This is a genomic window from Halomonas sp. AOP5-B2-8 (genome assembly GCF_052376475.1).
In the GTDB taxonomy this organism is placed as follows: domain Bacteria; phylum Pseudomonadota; class Gammaproteobacteria; order Pseudomonadales; family Halomonadaceae; genus Vreelandella; species Vreelandella casei.
This window is the reverse complement of sequence record NZ_JBQSVS010000007.1, coordinates 176721-197984: the sequence shown is the minus strand read 5'-3', so window position 1 is coordinate 197984 and position 21264 is coordinate 176721. Positions and strand designations below refer to the sequence as shown.

19 protein-coding genes and 4 tRNA genes are annotated in these 21264 nt (G+C 55.9%); 15 read left to right on the top strand and 8 right to left on the bottom strand.

What is annotated here, in order from left to right; genetic code table 11:
• Positions 1-6 precede the first annotated feature (6 nt).
• Positions 7-2952 (bottom strand): RNA polymerase-associated protein RapA, encoded by a 2946-nt coding sequence (gene rapA / locus ACT3RP_RS16930; RefSeq protein WP_483394197.1) that lies wholly within the window; start codon positions 2950-2952, stop codon positions 7-9.
• A gap of 112 nt (positions 2953-3064) precedes the next feature.
• Positions 3065-3868: a TlpA family protein disulfide reductase gene (locus ACT3RP_RS16925; protein ID WP_483394196.1), complete on the bottom strand. Its 804-nt coding sequence runs from the start codon at positions 3866-3868 to the stop codon at positions 3065-3067.
• Positions 3869-3945: 77 nt separating this feature from the next.
• Between ACT3RP_RS16925 and ACT3RP_RS16920 the strand changes: the two genes are divergently transcribed.
• From ACT3RP_RS16920 to ACT3RP_RS16910, 3 genes are all read left to right on the top strand, one after another.
• Positions 3946-4182 (top strand): hypothetical protein, encoded by a 237-nt coding sequence (locus ACT3RP_RS16920; protein WP_096276573.1) that lies wholly within the window; start codon positions 3946-3948, stop codon positions 4180-4182.
• Complete coding sequence (locus ACT3RP_RS16915) at positions 4169-5716, top strand: phospholipase D-like domain-containing protein (RefSeq protein ID WP_444625734.1); 1548 nt, start codon at positions 4169-4171, stop codon at positions 5714-5716. Before ACT3RP_RS16920 ends, ACT3RP_RS16915 begins: the two co-directional genes overlap by 14 nt.
• A 159-nt stretch (positions 5717-5875) precedes the next feature.
• Entirely contained in the window at positions 5876-7084 is a 1209-nt protein-coding gene (locus ACT3RP_RS16910; protein ID WP_483394195.1) for an ABC transporter substrate-binding protein, read from the top strand.
• 114 nt (positions 7085-7198) lie between these two features.
• Here the strand turns inward: ACT3RP_RS16910 and ACT3RP_RS16905 are convergent, their stop codons facing one another.
• The 6 genes from ACT3RP_RS16905 to typA form a co-directional block, all read right to left on the bottom strand.
• A complete protein-coding gene (locus ACT3RP_RS16905; RefSeq protein ID WP_444625735.1) occupies positions 7199-8524 on the bottom strand; it encodes a branched-chain amino acid ABC transporter permease in 1326 nt (441 codons plus the stop codon).
• The gene (locus tag ACT3RP_RS16900; protein WP_193063255.1) at positions 8524-9528 is read right to left on the bottom strand and encodes a branched-chain amino acid ABC transporter permease; all 1005 of its coding nucleotides are present in this window, start codon (positions 9526-9528) and stop codon (positions 8524-8526) included. The genes ACT3RP_RS16905 and ACT3RP_RS16900 overlap by 1 nt, the downstream gene beginning before the upstream one ends.
• A gap of 16 nt (positions 9529-9544) precedes the next feature.
• Positions 9545-10204: an ABC transporter ATP-binding protein gene (locus ACT3RP_RS16895; protein WP_226938602.1), complete on the bottom strand. Its 660-nt coding sequence runs from the start codon at positions 10202-10204 to the stop codon at positions 9545-9547.
• 181 nt (positions 10205-10385) lie between these two features.
• Positions 10386-11156 (bottom strand): ABC transporter ATP-binding protein, encoded by a 771-nt coding sequence (locus tag ACT3RP_RS16890; RefSeq protein WP_483394194.1) that lies wholly within the window; start codon positions 11154-11156, stop codon positions 10386-10388.
• 49 nt (positions 11157-11205) lie between these two features.
• Positions 11206-12651 (bottom strand): sodium-dependent transporter, encoded by a 1446-nt coding sequence (locus ACT3RP_RS16885; RefSeq protein ID WP_483394193.1) that lies wholly within the window; start codon positions 12649-12651, stop codon positions 11206-11208.
• Between the two features lie 274 nt (positions 12652-12925).
• Positions 12926-14776 carry a translational GTPase TypA gene (gene typA / locus ACT3RP_RS16880; RefSeq protein ID WP_444625738.1) on the bottom strand — a complete coding sequence of 617 codons (1851 nt, stop codon included), beginning with the start codon at positions 14774-14776 and terminating at the stop codon, positions 12926-12928.
• Between the two features lie 234 nt (positions 14777-15010).
• On the opposite strand from typA, the gene ACT3RP_RS16875 reads away from it, so the two are divergent.
• The 12 genes from ACT3RP_RS16875 to rplL all read left to right on the top strand — a co-directional run bounded on the left by ACT3RP_RS16875 (position 15011) and on the right by rplL (position 21159).
• The gene (locus ACT3RP_RS16875; RefSeq protein ID WP_483394192.1) at positions 15011-16018 is read left to right on the top strand and encodes a biotin--[acetyl-CoA-carboxylase] ligase; all 1008 of its coding nucleotides are present in this window, start codon (positions 15011-15013) and stop codon (positions 16016-16018) included.
• Positions 16015-16854, top strand: a complete 840-nt coding sequence (locus ACT3RP_RS16870; RefSeq protein WP_096276552.1) for a type III pantothenate kinase — start codon at positions 16015-16017, stop codon at positions 16852-16854. Before ACT3RP_RS16875 ends, ACT3RP_RS16870 begins: the two co-directional genes overlap by 4 nt.
• Positions 16855-16985: 131 nt before the next feature.
• Positions 16986-17069: transfer RNA gene (locus tag ACT3RP_RS16865), tRNA-Tyr, on the top strand.
• Positions 17070-17214: 145 nt separating this feature from the next.
• Positions 17215-17288 (top strand) — tRNA-Gly (locus ACT3RP_RS16860).
• A 13-nt stretch (positions 17289-17301) separates the two neighbouring features.
• Positions 17302-17376, top strand: a tRNA-Thr gene (locus ACT3RP_RS16855).
• Positions 17377-17538: 162 nt separating this feature from the next.
• A tRNA-Trp gene (locus ACT3RP_RS16850) sits at positions 17539-17614 on the top strand.
• 71 nt (positions 17615-17685) lie between these two features.
• On the top strand, positions 17686-18069 hold the full coding sequence (gene secE / locus ACT3RP_RS16845; RefSeq protein ID WP_193063244.1) for a preprotein translocase subunit SecE: 384 nt from the start codon (positions 17686-17688) through the stop codon (positions 18067-18069).
• 8 nt (positions 18070-18077) lie between these two features.
• Positions 18078-18611 (top strand): transcription termination/antitermination protein NusG, encoded by a 534-nt coding sequence (gene nusG, locus ACT3RP_RS16840; protein ID WP_096276548.1) that lies wholly within the window; start codon positions 18078-18080, stop codon positions 18609-18611.
• 110 nt (positions 18612-18721) lie between these two features.
• A complete protein-coding gene (gene rplK / locus ACT3RP_RS16835; protein ID WP_007112017.1) occupies positions 18722-19153 on the top strand; it encodes a 50S ribosomal protein L11 in 432 nt (143 codons plus the stop codon).
• A gap of 2 nt (positions 19154-19155) precedes the next feature.
• Positions 19156-19848: a 50S ribosomal protein L1 gene (gene rplA, locus ACT3RP_RS16830; RefSeq protein ID WP_193063242.1), complete on the top strand. Its 693-nt coding sequence runs from the start codon at positions 19156-19158 to the stop codon at positions 19846-19848.
• Positions 19849-20171: 323 nt separating this feature from the next.
• Complete coding sequence (gene rplJ, locus ACT3RP_RS16825) at positions 20172-20678, top strand: 50S ribosomal protein L10 (RefSeq protein ID WP_096276544.1); 507 nt, start codon at positions 20172-20174, stop codon at positions 20676-20678.
• Positions 20679-20790: 112 nt separating this feature from the next.
• Complete coding sequence (rplL, locus tag ACT3RP_RS16820) at positions 20791-21159, top strand: 50S ribosomal protein L7/L12 (protein WP_096276542.1); 369 nt, start codon at positions 20791-20793, stop codon at positions 21157-21159.
• The last annotated feature ends 105 nt before the right edge of the window (positions 21160-21264 follow it).

Sequence of the window (21264 nt, the reverse complement as noted above, 5' to 3'; positions counted from 1 at the left end):
AAAAGCTTAACGATCGGCGTCAACGGTGATAATCACCCGCACGGAATCAAGCCGCAGACGGGTGTTTTCAATCGCGTCGCTGAGCGCCTGGCGTTCGTCCTTCAGTGCGTCGATTTCAACACTACGCACCGCCGGGTTGTGCTCGGCCAGCGCGGTTAAACGAGCAAGCTCAGCGTCCAACTGATCACGCATGCGCGCCTCGGCATTTTCTACAATGCTGGGCAGCTGGCGCTCAGCTTCGCTCTCACCTTGAGTGAGCAGGCCACGCAGCTGATCGTGACGGCTTTTGATCAGGTCGCGCGCCAGCGATTTATTGACCTTCTGCAGATTTTTACTCAGCCCAGTGAAGGAGATTTTGCTGGTCAGATTGGCGCCTGATTCATCCAGCAATACGCGCACGGCAGTGGGCGGCAAGAACCGGTTTAGATGCAGTTTTTTGGGCGCAGGACACTGGGTGCGAAACACCAGTTCGGTCATCAAACGGCCGCTGGGAATAGCGTCGTGGCGCAGCAGCGCGAGCGCCGAGTTACCCATAGTGCCGTCCAGTACGCGGCCCATCATTTCGCGTACCAGCGGGTGCTCCCAGGAAAGCCGCTGCACATCGTCGCGCGCTAGCGCCTGGCTGCGGCTATACGTGGCGGTAAAGCCTTCTTCGCCTTTCACCAGGCCGGGCAGCCCATCCAGCATGTGCTGGCTGGGCTGCAGGTGCATTAAACCCTTGCCAATCTCCTGGCTGTCTACCCCGAAAATATCCAGCGCGCGTTCAAGATAGCGCGGCAAGGCGGTGTCATCGTCAAGCTCGCGTACGGCATCAATGACCTGCTGAGCGCGGGCTGGACGGCAGGCATTCAGCTCCAGCAGGCGATTACGCCCCGCATCGTGCTCGGCCAGTTTGGCGTTAAATAGCGTGCGCGTTTCAGCGATAATCTCGTCAAGCGCTTCATCATCCAGCAGTGCGTCAGCCAGGGCGTCGCCAAAGGCATCATACAAATCGTTGCCGACCCCGTGAGGTGCGCTAAAAGCATCCATACCTTCGTGATACCAGCGCAGCAAGCGTTCGCCGGGGCTACCTTCAAAGGTAGGGATATGCAGCTCAATCGCATGACGCTGGCCAATACGATCCAGGCGGCCAATACGCTGCTCCAACTGATCCGGGTGTTGGGGCATGTCGAACATAACCAGATGGCGGCAGAACTGAAAGTTGCGCCCCTCTGAGCCAATTTCCGAGCACACCAGCACCTGTACGCCTTCATCTTCATCGGCAAAGGCCGCCGCTGCACGGTCACGCTCTATCAGTGAAAGGTCTTCGTGGAATACCGGTGCGTTGTAGCCACCCAGTACACGCAGCCCTTCGGCGAGACCTTCTGCGGTTTCACGATGGTGAGCAATGACCAGGACTTTTTCGTTGGCGAAGCCGCTGTCGCTATCGTCGCTGAGTTTTTCCAGCAGCCAATTAACCCTAGGATCGATGTGCCACCAGTCTTCGCTATTGAGCGGGTCGTTGCTGAGTTCGCGGTAGGCGGCATCGGGATAGATCAGCACATCCGGGTGATCCATCCCGGTCTCAATTAGCAGTTCATCGAGGTAGTCGTCGTCACGCTCGAGGCGGCGAACGACGCGGCGGTAAGCTGAGGGCAGCGCTAGCGGGGCTAAGTTTAAGCGCCGCTCAGGAAAGCCCCCTACGTGGCGTCGGCTGTTGCGAAACATCACGCGCCCCGTGCCGTGGCGGTCAAGCAGTGCCTCTCTCAGCTGAGCGCGCGCGGCATCTTGCTGTTCGCTACTGGCCTCCACGTTGCAGAGGGTGGCCAACAGCGCCTGGCTATCACGGTCATCGGCGACGGCGGAAACGGCGGCGCGCGCGTTAGGATCGCTTGGCAGTGTCTCTAAAGCATCGATGGCGCGAGCAACGTCGGTGTAATGGCCTTCTTCTGCCTGAAAGCGCGCTAGGTCGTGGTAGCGCTCGCCATCCAGCAAGCGCAGACGGGCAAAGTGGCTTTTGATGCCCATCTGTTCTGGCGTAGCGGTAAGCAGCAATAGGCCCGGAATGGCCGCGGACAGTTGCTCTACACACCGATAGCCGGGGCCGCTGCCTTCCTCGCTCCAGTCGAGGTGGTGGGCTTCATCGACAATCAGTAGATCAAACTGGCTGGCGAGTGCCTGTTCTTGACGCTTCGGGTTGGCAAACAGCCAGCCTTGGCTCGCCAGTACAAGCTGGGCATTTTCAAACGGGTTCTCGTTCCCGTAGGCCTGGCTTTGGATTTCATCTAACAGCGAGACCTTGAGTGAGAAACGCCGTAGTAGTTCGACTAGCCACTGGTGAGTAAGGCTATCGGGCACCAGGATCAGCGCGCGCTCTACGCGGCCATTGAGCAACAGGCGGTGCAGAATCAGGCCGGCTTCGATGGTTTTACCCAAACCCACTTCGTCCGCCAGCAGCACGCGTGGGGCGTGGCGATGGGCGACTTCATCGGCGATGTAGAGCTGGTGGGGAATTAAATCGATCCGCGGCCCAGAAAAGCCCAGCGCGCTATGCTGCTCAACGCGTTGGTAGTGGTGCAGGGTGCGAAAACGCAGGTCAAACCAGTCGTTACGATCGACTTGACCGGTCAACAGACGGTCGCGAGCCTGGTCAAACTGCATGGTATCAGCGAGCTTGGCTTCGGGCAGTTCGCGCGTGTTGCCCTCTTTGTCTTCACCAATGTAGGTGATCAGGCCATGGGATTCTTTGCTGTCATCGACAATGATCTGCCAACCGTCGGCTGAAAGCACGCGGTCGCCGCTACCGAACATCACGCGGGTGAGCGGGGCTTGACGGGTATTGTAGGTACGGGTTTCCTGGCTGGCACTGAACAAAATGGTAACGCTACGGGCGTCGCAGTTAAGCACGGTGCCAAGCCCAAGCTCAGCTTCGCCGTCGCTAATCCAGCGTTGGCCGGGAGAAAAATCGCTCATGATGCCTCGGAGGAGTCTGCAAAACGGGTTGTCTACCGCCGGAGGGGAAACCGGCGGCAACAGGGCGGGGGATTCTAACGCAAAGCGGCGGGGGGATTAAGGTGTATCGCTATCAATCTTCTAACCAGCGGTCCAGATGGGCGCGGGTGAGCTCACCCACGTGAACATCCAGCGTATTGCCCTGACGGTCGAACAGCACGGTGGTGGGCAGCCCGGGGGCTTTAAAAAGCGCCATTAATTGCTGGCTGGGATCACGCAGCGCATAGCGAAACTTCAGCTGCTGATCGTCCAGGTAGCGTACTGTGGGCAGTAGGTCTTCGCCCTGATTGGCGACGACGACGCTAATACCCTCACGCTGTGCGGCGGCCTCAAGTAGCGGCATTTCGCGCCGACACGGTGGGCACCAAGTGGCCCACAAGTTGACGATAATGAGATCACCACTTTTCGTCAGCGAGGGTAGATGCACGTCATTACCGTCCACATCTTCCAAGGTCACGTCCGGCAGGCTATCAACGACAAAGTCATTGCCCAAAGGCCCAAGCATGACCAGCATCAGCCATAGACTAGACGCAGCGGCGAGTAGCGCCATCGCACCGCCCATTGCCATTAGCCGTGCGCGTAAGTTCCAGGCGGTCCATGCTAATCCCGCAGTGAGGCCCCATAGGCCGTGATAACCCGGTTGCCAAACTTTTAGTATTTCAAGCGGTGCGCTGCTGTAGCTATCAAGATTGAGCAGTATGTGGCCTGCTCGCGCGCCGATGAGCCAGGCAATAATCAGCCCGTAAAACCAGCGCTGTTGGGCCTGGCGTGAAAGTCCTAACAACCACCCGGCGCACAGCAACAGCAGCAATGCACAGCCAATGGCATAAAGCCGAGGCAGCGAAATTAACAGTGGCCCAAGAGCAATAGCGTTCATGAGTTTCCAATTATGTTTTCCGTGAAGCAGGTACACTAGCAGACCATACCCGGCGAGCAGAACATTACGGAGACGTTATGCCCCCCCCCGCTTTTGATCGGCTGCGCGCGTTAGCGATCGGCTCCCAAGCGATTGGCTTGATATTGATTATTACCCTGGAAACAGTCATGCGGGATGCGGCCCGTCCCTGGCAGGGCGTTGTTCTAGCCGTCATGCTTGTGACGGCGCTAGCGCTCGCGCTGGTGCGCCTTTATCGGCGTAATCAAGCTCGCAAACGTTGGGCTCAGCGCCTGGACGATCATGACGATGCCTAGCGCTGGCCGCTGGTCTCAATGGTTCTGCTTGCTGTGGCTGTGCAGCCTGTTGGTAGGCTGCACTCACGCGGTGGTGCGCGAACATCATACCGCGCTTTCCTTAACCGACGCGCGGGATACCTGGCTCGGCACGCGAGCGCATCAGGCGCTAGCGGAGCAAACGGAGCCTGATGGTTTTGCGTTACTGGCCAATGGGCAGCAAGCATTTGCTGCCCGGGTCGGATTGATTCGCCAAGCACAGCGCGAGTTAGATATTCAAACCTATCTGTTGGGCGATGGACAAACCACACGCTTGATTCTATCGCAGTTGCTCGAGGCGGCTGAAGAGGGCGTTCGCGTGCGGCTGCTGGTCGATGATATCGGCGCGATTGGGCAGGGTGAGCGCCTAGCGGCACTGGCAAGCCATCCGGGTATTCATGTACGCGTTTATAACCCGCTGCCGGTAGGACGGGGGCATCTACTCACGCGGGTATTGGCGTCCGCTGTGAACCCCGCGCAGCAGCATCGGCGTATGCATAACAAGCTGTGGGTGGCTGACAACAGCGTCGCTATCGTGGGTGGGCGTAACCTGGGCGACGAGTATTTTGATGCCAACGACTCGCGCAATTTTGCTGATTTAGATTTTGCGACCATTGGCGCCGTCGTGCCCGAGCTTTCGCGCAGTTTTGATGTGTATTGGAATCACGGTTTGGCGCAGCCGATTGAGCGCTATCACGCGGTCAATAGCGATGCTTGGCAAACGCTTAAAGCCGGGCTTGCGGCGTGGTTAGATGATAATGCCGACTCGGAATACTTTAACGAGCTGCGCCACCGGTCGCGTAATGCCCCGCCTTGGGAAACGTTGCACTGGGGAGAAGGGCTGGCTATGTGGGATTCTCCGGGCAAGCTGTCGTCCGCGACACCTGAGTGGTCTGACACTCTGCTTGGTGAGTTAACCGAGGCCACCGAGCTTAGCCAGCGGCTGGTGATTATTTCGGCCTACTTTGTGCCCACCGAGCCCGGCGTTAAACGCCTAACCGAGCTAGCAGACCGCGGTGTGACCGTTGAGATTATTACCAATTCACTGGAGTCCACGGATGCCGCCGTGGTGCACGGCGCTTATGCGCCCTGGCGTAAAACGCTGCTAGAGCACGGTGTCAGGCTGTACGAGCTGCGACCAGAGCAAGAAGCCGGCAGCGACGATGGTATGCGCGTGCCCGGCGCCTCTGCCTCGGCGCTGCATATCAAGGCGCTAAGTTTTGACGATCAGCTTTTCGTGGGGTCATTTAACGCTGACCCGCGGTCTATCTATTGGAATACTGAGCTTGGCGTGCTGGCGCGTAGTGAGTCATTAATGCAGGCATTTAACGAGCTGGTGGCCGTAGGGCAAGAGCCGTCGCTAAGCTACCGGATTGATCTGACGCCGGACGGTGAGCTGAGTTGGCACCTTGAAAGCGAGGGTGAAATGGAGGTTTTAACCGCTGAGCCCGGCAGCGCTTGGCGTCACTTCAACGCATGGTTAAGCCATACACTCAAGCTAGAGCGCTGGTTGTAGTGTGTTTGTCGCTGGTTTTAGCTTGTTTATCAAAGTAGCGTTAGAAACCGGCGCTTGTATTTTTGGCGTTCCAGTTCCAGATTAATAGCAGCCCTGCATGTGAACAGTGGGGCGCATTAAAAAAACAGACAGGTTTTTTCACTGGGAGCGACAAACAATATGATCAATAAGCGCGTATTAGCCACCGCTGTGGCGGCCTCTTCGCTGGCAATGGCCGGATTTGCTCAGGCCGAGGTGAAGGTTGGCTTCTTGGGCGGCTTCACGGGCGGTATTGAGAGCTTAACGCCACCGATTTTTGCCGGTGCGCAGCTGGCCGTTCAGCAAGTGAATGAGCAGGGCGGCATTTTAGACGGCCAAACGTTAGTGATGCCATCTGGCGACACCACCTGCTCCGATGCATCGGCTGCCTCTAACGCCGCCGACCGTATGGTCAACTCTGAGAACGTTACCGCTATTGTTGGTGCGCTATGTACCGGTGCCACGATTGCCGCGGCTAATAACGCCGCCGTTCCTGGCGGTGTGCTGATGGTCTCGCCAGCCTCAACGGCACCGGCAGTCACCGAGCTTGATGACAATGACTTAGTCTTCCGGACAGTCCCCTCTGATGCTTTCCAAGGCGAGATGCTCGCTAAGCTATTGCTCGACAAAGGGATCGATGCGGTCGCCGTCACCTATGTCAATAACGACTACGGCCAGGGCCTGTCGGATGCTTTTGGCGAGGCCTTTGAAGCCGGCGGCGGTGAAGTGGCGGAAAACCTTGCCCACGAAGATAATCGTGCGGACTACCGCTCTGAGCTGGGTTCACTCTCGGCCAGCGGTGTCGAGACGCTGGTAGTGCTGGCCTATGCCGACACCTCGGGTCAAACCGTGCTGCGTCAAGCCTATGAAAGCGGCATGTTTACGCAGTACGTGGGCGCTGACGGAATGGTAGGTGATAGCCTCATTGAGGCTATTGGCGCTGACGTGCTTGATGGCATGATCGCTACTCGCCCCGGTAGCCCCGACCTACCCGGTACGGATATCTTTATTGAAGCGGCGCAGGCTGCAGAGCTAGACCCGAGCGCGGTGTTTGCCGCCCAGGCTTATGATGCCGCGTTCCTGGTGGCATTGGCCATTGAGCAAAATGGCAGCGCTGATCGTGAAGGGCTTTCTGAGGCGCTGCGCAGTGTTTCCAGCGCACCGGGTGAGGTCATTCTGCCCGGCGAGTGGGAAAAAGCGGTTGAGCTGATTGCGTCAGGTACTGACATCAACTACGAAGGCGCCTCCGGCTCCCATGAGTTCGACGACAACGGCGATGTGCCCGGCGTCGTGGTTGAAATGGTAGTTGAAGATGGCACCTTTACCAGTAAAGGTCTGGTTGATCTTTAAGCGCAAAATGTCAGTAGTTTGAGCACCGGATGATGGTGCCCGACGACTGGCGCTACATGTAGAAATACCCGGCTGATGCAGCCGGGTATTTTTTTCGCTCAACATTGGCAAGGGTTAGCTGTGGTTCTTGATCTTTTCCGGTAGCAACCCTTTGGGCGCAAAGCGCAGCACCATCGTGATCAGCAGGCCAATCACCAGTACGCGTGCCTGTAGGGCGCGGCTATCCATATTGCTGGGTGCATCCCAGCCGAAGGCGCCTTCACCGAAAGCCACCGCAAGTTGCATCAAAAACAGCGCTAGCGGCTCGGACATAATCCAGATGATGTACACCGCCACGGCACCTAAAATCGTGCCCAGGTTATTGCCCGGCCCACCAAGGATCACCATGACTAGCACTAGGAACGTGTGGTTGAGTGGCAGGTAGCCTTGGGGGTCAAAAAGGCTGTTAAAGGTGCCCAGCATGCCGCCGCCTAATCCCATTAGCACGCAGCCCAGTACAAAGATTTCTAAGCGGCGCTTATTGATATCTTTGCCCATCGCGGCAGCGGAGACTTCGTTATCGCGAATCGCCCGGATCATTCGCCCCCAAGGCGCATGGTAGGCGCGATGGAGAAGAAAGAAGATGGCGGCAATCACTACCGCGGTAAATGACAGATAGATGGCCCGAGAAAGCGTGAAGCCTAGCTCCGCCGGCCCTGGCGTCGGCCAGGGTAGGGGAGACACCGTGGCGGTGCCGCGGGTGAGCCAGTCCGAGTTTTTCAGAAACGCTTTAATGATCTCGGCAATGCCTAGGGTGGCGATGGCAAGATAGTCGCTGCGTAAGCCTAGGCATATATGGCCGATAAAGTAGCCCACGCCGCCGGCTAATGCGCCGCCAACAATCCAACCGGTCCAAGCGGGCAGGCCAAAGCCGCCCACAAATCCTGCCCGCGATTGAATTTCACCGGTGACCTCACGCAGCAGGCTGATAACCACCATATAAAGCACGAGTGCCAAGGCAACGGCGATCAACGTACGCAGTTTCTTAGGCACGCCCAGGCGGTCAAGTTTGGTGGCTGCGACGACCAGAAGCGTGGCAGCGATACCATAGAGCAATACGCGCCCTAGCTCGCCCGGCAGCTCGGTTCCCCAGAAGGCATCGTTCACCGGTACGCTGAACAGCATCGCGCAAAAACCGCCGAGCGCGACAAAGCCCATGACCCCGGCATTGAACTGGCCGGCGTAGCCCCACTGGATGGTGAGGCCTAGGGCAAGAATGGCATAGCAGGCAGCTTCCACTAACATTCGCGTGCTGTAGGCGGCGCCCATGACGGCGTATACCGCTAACACGGCGATTAGCAGCACCCCGAACAAAATGAGCTCGCGCAGCGGGAAGCGACGTGCCTGAGTGGCGTCTTTAGGGGTATAGGCAGGGTTGCGCGTTTTGGCTGAATTGCTCATTAGATCACCTTGCCCTTAAAGAGTCCGGTGGGACGCCATACCAAAATGGCCACGAGAATGAAAAACGGCACCACGATTTTGTATTCTGTGCCTACAAAGGCCAGGTTCGACGGTAGCTCCAGCCAGGCCGGCAGGCTGTCGTGAAAGGGGCGTAGCAGTACGTTCCAGTTAAACACCGCTAGCGTTTCCGCAAACCCCACCACAAAGCCCCCGGCAATCGCGCCATAAGGGTGGCCCACGCCGCCCACAATGGCCGCAGCAAAAATAGGCAGCAGCAGAAAAAAGCTTAGGTCGGGCTTGAAGGTCACGTCCAGGGCGAGCAGGGTGCCGGCAGTAGCGGCCAGCGCTCCTGCAATCATCCATGTCACGGCCACAATGGTGTTGGTGTTAATCCCCGATGCCTGGGCAAGTTCAGGGTTATCTGACATCGCCCGCATCGCCTTGCCAAGCCGTGAGCGATGAAGAAATAGATGCAGTGCGACAACGGCAACCAGCGTAAGCACAAACAGATAAATTTGCGGCTCGGTGATCACGATGGGCGCGCGAGCACCTTCAAAGGGCAGGGCGAGGCGAAAGATTTCTTTACGGTCATCGACATACAGACTTTGCCCGCTAGTGCCTGCAAATAGCCGGATAAGCCCCTGCAAAATAAGCGTGACGCCCAGCGAGCCAATAACCAGCACGATGGGCTTTACCCCATGAGCGCGCAGTGGTTTGTAGAACGCTTTGTCGATGCCTACCGCTAATGCAGCGGTCAGCAGCATGGCCAGCGGTAGCATTAAGATAGCGGTGGGGATGCCAAGGCTCGCACCTGCGGCTGGAAACAGGGTGGTGAGCAGTAGCACCATAAAGGCACCGAAGGTCATCATGTCGGCATGGGCAAAATGGGCAAAGCGCATAATGCTGAATATCAGCGTTACGCCGACGGCTCCTATGGCATAGATGGAGCCGCTCACGCTGCCCGCAATCACCACATTATTAATAAAAAAAGCCAGTTCGTTCACGTGTTTCTCCCTGGGGCTAGCCGCCCAAAAAGCTTTTAGCGACGTCCGGATTAGCCAGCAGTGCGGCCCCTGTGTCGGTAAAGCGGTTTTGGCCAGCGGCTAGCACGAAGCCTTTATCGGCAATCGCCAACGCCTGCTTGGCATTCTGTTCCACCATCAAAATGCCAACGCCTGCGGCATTGATCTGTTTGACGCGATCAAAAATTTCATTCATGTACAGCGGTGATAGCCCTGCAGTGGGTTCATCAAGTAACAGCAGGCTAGGCTCGGCCATAAGCGCGCGCCCCATGGCGACCATTTGGCGCTGACCGCCAGAAAGCTCGCCGGCGGGCTGGCGACGCTTCTCATGAAGCGGCGGGAAGAACTCATATACCTGCGCGAGCATCCGCTTGACGTTTTGCGGCTTTAAAAATGCGCCCATCTCCAGGTTTTCCTGCACGGAAAGACTAGGGAAAATATTTTTCTCCTGAGGCACAAAACCCATACCACGCTGTACCAGCTGGTTAGGCGGCAAGTTATGAATCGGCTGGCCGAGGAGCAGTATGTCGCCCTGGTTGACATGTAAAAGGCCAAAAATCGCCTTCAGCATGGTGGATTTACCTGCCCCGTTAGGGCCAACGATAACGCCAATTTCATCCGCTGCTAGCGTCATGTTTACCCCGTTAAGGATATTCATACTGCCGTAGCCACCGTGCACATCGCGCGCGTCGATTAATGGCCGGTGTGCCGTTTCAATGGTTGAAGCCCCGACTGTTGAGGGGCCGATGTTTGCAGGCATAGGGTAAGGAGTCTCTGCTAGGTCACTTACAGGAAGCGACATCATTGTAATCATTGGGTGTGGCTAGATTCGGTCACGCTTAGGCGGCATCGCTGCCAAAGTAAGCTTCGATGACCTCTGGGTTATTCTGAATATCGCTAATGTGGCCTTCCACCATGACGCTGCCTTGGGCCAGCACAATGACCGGATCACACAAACGGGCAATCATTTCCATGTCGTGCTCAATGACTAAGAAGGTGTAGCCCATCTCGCGATTCAAGCGCTCGATATTGCCTATTAAATCGCCCAGCAGCGTGCGGTTTACCCCGGCGGCGATCTCATCTAAGAGCACGACTTTGGCATCGCTCATCATGGTACGGCCTAGCTCAAGCAGTTTTTTCTGCCCGCCCGACAGATTGCCCGCCAGCTCGTTACGCACGTGGTGCAGACCCACGAAGTCGATGACTTCCAGCGCGCGGCGGCGCACCTCGGCTTCTTCCCGGCGCACCGTGGCAGGCCGTAACCACGCGCTAAATAAATCCTCACCGGCTTGTTTGGGCGGCACCATCATCAGGTTTTCCAGCGCGCTCATCTGGCTAAATTCGTGGGCAATCTGAAAGGTGCGCAGCAACCCTTTATGAAACCGCTGGTCGGCGCTGAGCGCCGTTATATCTTCACCATCAAGCAACACGCGACCGCTGTCGGGGGGCAGTGAGCCGGCAATCAGATTAAACAGCGTCGATTTGCCCGCGCCATTGGGACCGATCATGCCGGTAATAGAGCCTTTTTCTACTTGTATAGAGCAGTCGTTAATAACCTGCAGGCCCCCAAATGCTTTGTTGACTCGCTGTACTTCAATAAGAGGGATCATGGTGTCTCCACGCGATGCAGGCGGCTAAGAAGCCGCCTGCGCACTATTATTAAGTTATTTGTCGTGGTTTTTTGAGCCACCGCTGGCTGGCAGCAAATGCGCCGACGATCAGTAGCGCGCCAAGGGTGGGGATAAGATAGCCATCCACCAGAGGAATCGTGCGTAAAAACACAAAGGCTACCGCCGCGGGCGCGACAAAGCGCACCAGGAACCGCCAGCATCTAAACCAAGTGACGTTGGTGCCCAATTCTTTCATCACCTCGCTTTGGGTGAGCGTCCACCCTGCAAACAAGGCAATCATCAGGCCACCTATGGGCATAAAGATATTGGTCAGTAGTTCAATGAAATCAAACGCGGTGCGCCCAAAGAGGAGGTGGAAAATCGTCCCCTCGGCCCACACGTTAAAGCTCACGACGGTTAATAGCCCCATCGCCCAGGCGGCGGTGGCCATAATAGCGACCGCCTGCGGGCGGGTCATATCAAAGCGCTCCACCAGAAAAGCCGCAACGGGTTCAATCAGCGAAATAGATGAGCTGATCGCGGCGCCAAGCACCAATATAAAGAATACGCCGCCGACCAGCGCGCCCATCGGCATGTTGGAGAACGCTAACGGTAAGGTAACAAACATAAGCCCAGGGCCTTGCCCCGTTTCCAGGCCTGCGCCAAATACCAGCGCGAAAATAGCTAAGCCGGCCACCATCGCTACGGCGGTATCAACAATGGCCACGGCAAAGGCCGTGCGGGTCAGCGACACGTTGCTGGGCATATAGGCGCCATAGGCCATAATCGCCCCCATCCCTAGGCTCAGCGTGAAAAATGATTGCCCCATTGCCTGAAGCCAGCCCTCTAAGCTGAGGTCGGCAAGATTGAAGGTGAACAAGAAGGTCGCGGCGGCGCCCACATCGCCATTGATCACGCTGTAGGCCAGCACTACCAGCAGAATCACAAACAGCGCAGGCATCATAATGCGTAGCCCGGCTTCGATGCCGTTATGAATGCCCATGCCGACAATAAGCGCCGAGGCGGCAATAAATAGCGTGTGGTAGAGCGTCATCAAGCCCGGTGCCGCCAGTAGCGCATCAAAGCCTTGGCTAATCGTTTGCGCATCGGCACCGACTAGCGAGCCGGTGAGCATCAGCCAGGTGTAGTGAATCGCCCAGCCGGCAATCACGGAGTAGAAGCTTAAAATTAAAAAGGCGGAGGCGGCGCCCAGCCAGCCAATCGATTCCCACGCACGGGAAGTGCGGTGTGTTTTGGTGAGGTGTCGCATACCCATAATCGGGCTTTGACGGCTGGTGCGCCCCAGCATGATTTCAGCAATCAAAATAGGAATGCCGACCGCGAAAATCGTCAGCGCGTAAATCAGAATAAAAGCGCCGCCGCCGTTTTCACCGACCAGATAAGGAAAACGCCATAAATTGCCCAGACCGACGGCAGAGCCAACGGCGGCCAGAAGAAACGTGCCTTTGTGCGTCCAGACGTTATGACCGCTCATGGATAAGAGTGTCCAGGTTCGGGTGCAAGAACGGGGATAAGTATCCAAACACCTGTATGAATATAGATAAGTCAGCGTGCCATGGACGCGCCGAAGTTAGCGTTACTGTGCGATAGAATGCGCCGTCTTTCCAGAGCACTAGCGTTTAGGTTGCGTTAAGGAGCATGGCTTGGCAATTGGCTCGCGGTTAATGAAACATTGAAAAGCGCGGCGTACAGGCACAAAAAAGCCCGCTTGCGCGGGCTTTAATGATTTACCTATACGACTAATAGGCTTACTTCTTGCTATAACGCTTACGCTCGGTTTCTTTGAGCAGCTTTTTACGCAACCGGATGTGTACCGGCGTTACTTCGACTAGCTCGTCGGAATCGAGGAACTCAATCGCCTGCTCCAGCGAGAATTTCACCGGCGGCGTCAACACGATGTTCTCGTCGTTACCGGTAGAACGCATGTTGTCGAGCTTCTTACCTTTAGTGGGGTTAACCACCATGTCGTTAGCACGATTGTTGATACCAATCAGCATGCCTTCGTAAACTTCCGTGGCGTGATCGATAATCAGCTTGCCGCGCTCTTGCAGTGCATACAGCGCATAGGCAAGGGCTTTGCCGTCAACCATCGAGACCAATACACCGTTACGACGCTCGATAGAGGCATCAGGCTTCAGTTGACCGTAGTGATCAAAGCGGCTGGTCAAAATGCCGGTGCCGGAGGTCAGGGTCAGGAACTGACCGCGGAAACCGATCAGACCGCGTGCAGGAATAATAAAGTCGAGGCGAACCCGTCCTTTACCATCGGGCAGCATGTTGGTCATCTCGCCTTTGCGGTAACCCAGCTCTTCCATGATAGAGCCTTGATGCTGCTCTTCACAGTCGATGATGACTTCTTCGTACGGCTCTTGCTTCTCGCCGTCGATTTCTTTGATGATAACTTCTGGGCGGCCAACGGCCAGCTCAAAGCCTTCACGACGCATGGTTTCGATCAGCACCGAAAGGTGCAGTTCGCCACGGCCTGACACTTTGAATTTCTCAGGGGTTTCGCCCTGTTCAACGCGCAGCGCTACGTTGTGAATCAGCTCTTGCTCAAGACGATCCTTGATATTACGGCTGGTCACAAACTTACCGTCTTTACCTGCGAACGGTGAATCGTTGACCTGGAAGGTCATCGAAACGGTCGGCTCGTCGACAGATAGCGGCGGCAGTGCTTGGACATTCGCAGGATCACACAGGGTGTCAGAAATCGATAGATCATCGATGCCGGTGATGCAAACGATGTCGCCTGCGGTGGCTTCGTTGGTCTGCACACGCTCAAGACCCATATGCGTCATGACCTGGCCGATTTTGCCCTTGCGTACGTTGCCGTCAACGCCGATCACTGAGATCTGCTGGTTCGGCTTCACCGCGCCGCGCTTGATGCGGCCAAGGCCGATAACGCCTACGTAGCTGTTGTAGTCCAGTGCAGAGATCTGCATCTGGAAGGGGCCGTTAAGCTCAACCTGAGGCGGCTCAACGATATCGACGATGGCTTGGAACATGGGATCCATGTTGTCAGCCAGCGCGTCAGGATCCATACCCGCAATGCCGTTTAGGGCAGAGCAGTAGATGATCGGGAAGTCGAGCTGTTCGTCGGATGCGCCCAGGTTGTCGAAAAGATCGAAAATCTGGTCGATAACCCAGTCAGGGCGAGCGCCGGGGCGGTCAATTTTATTGACGACCACGATCGGACGAAGGCCTTGGGCGAACGCCTTTTGGGTTACAAAGCGAGTTTGCGGCATCGGACCGTCGACGGCGTCTACTAATAGTAGTACCGAGTCGACCATCGACATAACGCGCTCAACTTCACCGCCGAAATCGGCGTGCCCAGGCGTATCCACGATGTTGATGTGGTAGTCATTACCGTGGCTGTCTTGCCACTGGATGGCCGTATTCTTGGCCAAAATAGTAATGCCGCGCTCTTTTTCCTGATCGCTTGAGTCCATAACGCGCTCTTGACCTTCCGCTTTGCGGTCAAGGGTGCCGGACTGGCTCAGGAGTTTATCGACCAGAGTTGTTTTGCCGTGGTCAACGTGGGCAATGATCGCTACGTTGCGCAGGTTATTAACCGCGCTGGAATTTTGCTGGTTTTGCATGCTGGGAGAGAACTCTTGTGAACACCCGTTTGTCCACGGGTCGGAAAATGCGGGTCGCAAGGGCTGGCAAATGCCGACCATCTTGGCTCAGGGCTTGCGTCCAACGATTATTCTACCATGTTGAAGGCTTCGCTGATATTACTGGCGCACTTATCGACCTTCGTCGCCCCCAGGAAAGTTTTCGGACTGGGGCTCCATCCGCTAGAATAGCGCTTTTCCCACTGGGGCAGGAGCATGACCATCGGTAATCTGATGCGTTTATTAAGCGATGGCGAGGTTCATTCTGGCGAGCAGCTGGGTGAGACGCTGGGTATTTCTCGTGCTGCGGTGTGGAAGCAGTTAAAAAAATTAGAAGTGCTGGGCGTTGAAATTATCGCAGTGAAAGGCCGCGGCTATCGACTGTCGCAGCGGCTGGAGCCCCTGGAGGGCGCTAAAATCGTTGAGCGGCTGCCTGCTCAAGCGCGTCATCACCTTACGCGGCTGTTTGTTGAAGATCAGTTGCCCTCCAGCAATGAGTATCTGCGCCAGCGTTTTGAGCAGGGTGCCGGGCATGGCGAAGTTTGTTTGGTTGAGCTGCAAACCGCTGGGCGCGGCCGGCGTGGGCGGGTTTGGTCGACGCCCTGGGGGCAAAGCCTCATGCTCTCGTTGGGCTGGCGGTTTGAATCCGGTATTGCGGTGCTGGAAGGTTTGAGTCTGGCGGTCGGCGTGGTCGTGGCCCAGGTGCTTGAGCAGCACGGCGTGGCGCCGAAGTTGAAATGGCCGAACGATATTTTGCTCTCTGAGCAGGCACCGACGGGCGACGCTGGCGCGCATAGTGAACTGGGCAAGCTGGCCGGTATTCTTGTCGAAGTCACGGGGGATGCTGGCGGTCCGTGTGAAGTGGTGATCGGCATGGGTATGAATCTGTGGCTACCGGCTGCACAGCGCGCCGCGATTGATCAACCTGTAGCGGCGCTTTTCGAGCGCCTGCCCGATATCTCGCGTAACCAGCTGGCCTCCGATGTGGTGGCGGGTTTATTGTCCATGCTGGCTAATTTTGAGCGAGTGGGTTTTAGTGCTTGGCGCGATGGCTGGAATGATCGTCATGCCTATGCAGGGCTGCCCGTTCGCGTTATTCAAGGACAACAAACCAGTGATGCCGTCGCAGGGGACGTGGATGAGAGTGGTAATCTGTGGGTTACTGAAAATGATCACTCTCGACGCCTCGCTGGCGGTGAGATCAGCGTGCGTAGGCGTTTATGATTCTGGATCTTGATATCGGCAACACGCTGTCTAAATGGCGGCTGAAGGATGCCGAGAGTAGCGAGATACGTTCACGCGGGGCAGTCTGGACGCGTGAAGAGTGGCGCCCCGGAGCTGATATTCCCGATCTCGATGTCGTCGAGGCGGTGCGTATCTCCAGCGTGGCGCGAGCGGCGGTGTTGGAGGAGACGGTCGCGTTACTGCGCCGCCGCGTTCGCCATGTGCACGTTGCCCACTCGACGTATGAAGCGCTGGGAGTTATTAACGGCTATGAAGAGCCTGGGCGCTTAGGTGTCGATCGTTGGATGGGAGCGCTGGCCGGCTATCAGTTGGCCGGTGGGTGCTGCGCGGTGGACTGCGGTAGCGCAATTACTATCGACTTCGTACTGCCGGGAGGCAGTCATCTCGGTGGCTATATCATTCCCGGCCTGCGGCTGATGAAAGAGAGTTTAAAACTTGGCACCCGCAACGTAGCGATCGATCCAGAAAGCGAGGCCGACGAGCTGCTAGAGCCTGGCCGGCGGACGGTTGACGCGGTGAATCACGGTATCTATATGGCGGCGGTCAGTGCTATTAATCGCATCTATAGTGAAGTGTGCGATCAGGAGGGCATTGCACTGCCGATGTTGCTAACCGGTGGCGATGCGCGGGTAGTGTCGCGGGGCGTGCAAGTGCCTCATGCGGTATGGCCCGATATGGTTTATGGCGGACTAGAGGCCTGTTTTCCAATGACCTTCGCTGAGCGAGCGGGTAAAATGTCCGGCGCGCCGCGAGTACCTGAACCTGTTTCGCTAGAAAAGATTCGTGCAGGACTTGCATTCTCAATGCTGCTTTGACAAAATGCAGCGCGCTCTAGGGCGTGTCACAGATGCAACATTTCGCTAAAAGTTATGCGATGAGCTTTGATAAATAAGTGATTATCTGGCTTGACACTGTGATAGAGGTTGGCATAATGTGCCGCCACGTTGGAGAGATTCCCGAGTGGCCAAAGGGAGCAGACTGTAAATCTGCCGCGTAAGCTTCGAAGGTTCGAATCCTTCTCTCTCCACCAGATTTATATGCCAGCGATTGTTTTCGATGAGATTGCTTTCGATGGCGTAGAATGAAAAGCCGGTAGCGGGCACGGTCTACAGTTCAGTTTTACCAAGCTGTAGATTGGCAGGGCGGCGCAGCGGGTTGTCATTCGAGACAGGTTCGCGGGCGTAGTTCAAAGGTAGAACCTCAGCCTTCCAAGCTGATGGTGCGGGTTCGATTCCCGCCGCCCGCTCCAGTTGATGTGTTTCGCTCATGTAGCTCAGGGGTAGAGCACACCCTTGGTAAGGGTGAGGTCGACGGTTCAATTCCGTCCATGAGCTCCATATTGCGAAAAAAGCGAGCCGAGCTCGCTTTTTTTGTTTCTGTAGTTAGGCGAAGATTGGTGCCTGAGTGCAGGGTGGGGGTTGCCAGGAGTGGTTTTCTCCGCTACCATGGCGCCCGCTGTTGTCTAGGCGTTTTAAAGCGCTTGTGCAATGTGATGATACAGGCCAGTGGCTCAATTGGCAGAGCAGCGGTCTCCAAAACCGCAGGTTGGGGGTTCGAGTCCCTCCTGGCCTGCCAACCTTCCCCAGGTTGGCATGTTATTTTTCAGAATTCCTTTACTGTAGCTGCACCCTAAGGAGTCTCGTTTTATGAAGCCTGGTTCTGTAAAGCACGGTACCGAGGTGCAACAGGCGCGCCATGACGGGCTCAAGTGGGCAGCGGTTATAGCGCTGCTTGTCGTTGCTGTCGTTGGTAATACCTATTTCGCCAATATTGGCCTGCTCTACCGCGTCATTGGCGTAGTGGTGTTGTGTGTGATTGCTGGTTTGATCGCGCTGACCACTGCCAAAGGTCGTGATTTAGTGGAGCTAGCCGTTAGCGCCAAGAAAGAGATTCAGCGCGTTGTATGGCCGACCCGTCCCGAAACAATTCAGACCACCGCAATTGTTCTGGTGGCTGTTGTTGTGGTGGGTTTGATGCTGTGGTTGATTGACACTCTTCTTGGCTGGGCAATGTCCGGCGTCATTGGTTAGGAGTTTTCATGTCCAAACGTTGGTACGTCGTTCACGCTTATTCTGGGTTTGAAAAGCATGTCATGCGTTCACTGATTGAGCGTGTGAAGATGTATGGCATGGAAGATCGCTTTGGCGAGATTCTGGTGCCGACAGAAGAAGTCGTCGAAATGCGTGACGGTAAGCGACGCAAGAGTGAGCGAAAATTCTATCCCGGCTACGTATTGGTCGAGATGGAAATGGCCGACGAAACATGGCACCTGGTTAATGAAACACCCCGCGTTATGGGTTTCATTGGCGGTACCAAAGAAAAGCCGGCTGCTATTACCTCTCGCGAAGCGGATGCTATTTTGCTGCGCGTTAAAGATGGTACTGACAAGCCGCGGCCCAAAACAATGTTTGAGCCGGGTCAGTCAGTGCGTGTAGTCGATGGTCCGTTTGCAGATTTCAACGGCGTCGTTGAAGAAGTGAATTATGAAAAGAGTCGCCTGCAGGTCAGCGTGCTGATCTTTGGGCGCTCTACGCCTGTTGAGTTAGAATTTTCTCAGGTTGAAAAAGAGTAAGTTCGCAGGTTGAGAAAGAGTAAGCACGATATTCGTGCGAGGCGGCTAAATAGCCGTTTCGCTGGTACCGGGGAGCCTTCGGGCGTTATTACCCAATTGGAGTAAAAACGATGGCCAAGAAAGTACAGGCTTACATCAAGCTGCAGGTTGCTGCAGGTAAAGCCAATCCAAGTCCGCCGGTAGGTCCAGCACTGGGTCAGCACGGCGTGAACATCATGGAATTCTGTAAAGCGTTCAACGCCGCGACTCAAGAAATTGAGCCGGGCCTGCCGACGCCAGTTGTGATCACTGTCTACTCAGACCGTAGCTTCACGTTCGTCACCAAAACACCGCCTGCTGCCGTGCTGCTGAAAAAAGCCGCTGGTATCAAGTCGGGTTCCGGTGAGCCGAACAAGAAGAAAGTCGGTACCGTTACGCGTGAGCAGCTTGAAGAGATCGCCAAGACTAAAGAGCCTGATTTGACGGCTGCTAATCTTGACGCCGCAGTGCGCACCATTGCTGGCAGTGCTCGCAGCATGGGCCTAAACGTGGAGGGTCTTTGATCATGGCTAAACTGTCTAAGCGTGCGAAGGTAATTCGCGAGAAAGTAGACACTAATAAAGCTTACTCTATTGAAGAAGCCGTAGCGCTGCTCTCTGAGCTGTCTACCGTTAAATTCAAAGAGTCTGTTGATGTTGCCATCAACCTAGGCGTTGACCCACGTAAATCTGACCAGGTAGTGCGTGGCGCTACGGTTATGCCTAACGGCACTGGTAAAGATGTACGTGTCGCGGTCTTCACTCAGGGTGCCAATGCCGAAGCCGCTAAAGAAGCGGGCGCCGACATTGTGGGCATGGAAGATTTAGCTGAGCAAGTGAAAAAAGGCGTGATGGATTTTGACGTCGTTATCGCTTCTCCTGACGCAATGCGCGTTGTCGGTCAGCTGGGTCAGATTTTAGGTCCGCGCGGCCTGATGCCTAACCCCAAAGTTGGCACCGTGACGCCTGACGTCGCGACAGCGGTTAAGAATGCTAAAGCTGGTCAGGTACGTTTCCGTACCGACAAAAACGGCATTATCCACACTACCCTGGGTAAAGTGGATTTTGACGTAGCAGCCATTAACGGTAACTTAGAAGCACTGGTTGCCGACCTTAAGCGCCTCAAGCCGAGCGCGTCGAAAGGCATTTACTTCAAAAAAATGACGCTGTCCACTACTATGGGCCCGGGTCTAACAATCGATCACTCTGCTTTTGCGTAAAGCGGGCGATCGTTGGTTTTTTTGAAAGAACAGAGCAAGAACTTTGCGGTCCCCCGTTTGGTGACTACCACTGGCCGGGGCATCGTCAAAGACCGCAGGTGCCGCACTTAGTACGTACAGCTTGTACGCACAAGGGCGGCTTAATTGCCCCATAAGCGCCTGCGCAGATGGTGTGGCCGCCAGTTGGTTAAAGCTTTAAGCAGCTTTCTGGTGAGCACCATCCCTAAGGCTTCTCACGCTTTCTAGCTGTATGGCAGGGCGGTGTGGGAAGAGATGGTAACCACCGGAACCTTCTTGGGTTCCGGCACGAAGGAGTGATCACTGTGCCACTAGCACTTGAAGGCAAGAAAGCGATTGTTGCCGAGGTCAGTGAAGCGGCCAAGGGCGCACTCTCCGTCGTAGTTGCTGATTCTCGCGGCGTAACGGTTGGTAAAATGACCGATCTGCGTAAGCAGGCGCGTGAGAATGGCGTAGAGCTACGTGTTGTCCGTAACACGTTGGCTCGCCGCGCACTCGAGGGCACTCAGTGGGAGTGCTTAAACGATAGCTTCGTTGGTCCTACGTTGTTGGCCTTCTCTACAGAACACCCGGGCGCTGCCGCTCGACTGTTCAAAGAGTTTGCTAAAGTAGACAAAAACTTCGAAGTGAAAGCGTTGGCCTACGAAGGTGAGCTGATTCCGGCTGCTGACATCGATCGTCTAGCAACCCTACCGACTTACGACGAAGCAATTGCCAAGTTGATGTCGGTAATGAAAGAAGCCTCCGCTGGCAAGCTGGTTCGTACTCTGGCCGCCCTGCGCGATCAGAAGCAAGAAGCAGAAGCTGCATAAGCAGCGTTTCTTGCAGGCAGCGTGAACTGTTTTATCGGCGTGCTGCCTGAACCAAGCAATGAATCCTGAGTTCTCGGCTGACCGAGACTCCCGCAAAGTTAGGAATGAGACAATGGCACTGACCAAAGACGATATCATCAATGCAGTAGCCGACATGTCCGTAATGGAAGTTGTCGAGCTGATCGAAGCAATGGAAGAGAAATTCGGCGTTTCTGCAGCGGCTGCCGTTATGGCTGGTCCTGCTGCTGGCGGCGAAGTTGCTGAAGAACAGACTGAGTTTGACGTTGTTCTGACCTCTGCTGGTGAGAAGAAAGTTAACGTGATCAAAGCAGTTCGTGAGATCACCGGTCTTGGCTTGAAAGAAGCTAAAGGCGCTGTTGATGGCGCTCCTGCGACCATCAAAGAAGGCCTGTCTAAAGACGACGCTGAAGCTGCTAAAGCTAAGCTGGAAGAAGCGGGCGCCACCGTCGAGCTCAAGTAATTTTTGTGCGGACGGCTTTGCGCGCTGCGTAAGCTTCCACGGCTGGCGGCGGGATATCCCGCTGCCGGCCTTTTTCTGTTGTAACTGATGTTTACTAGCAGCAGC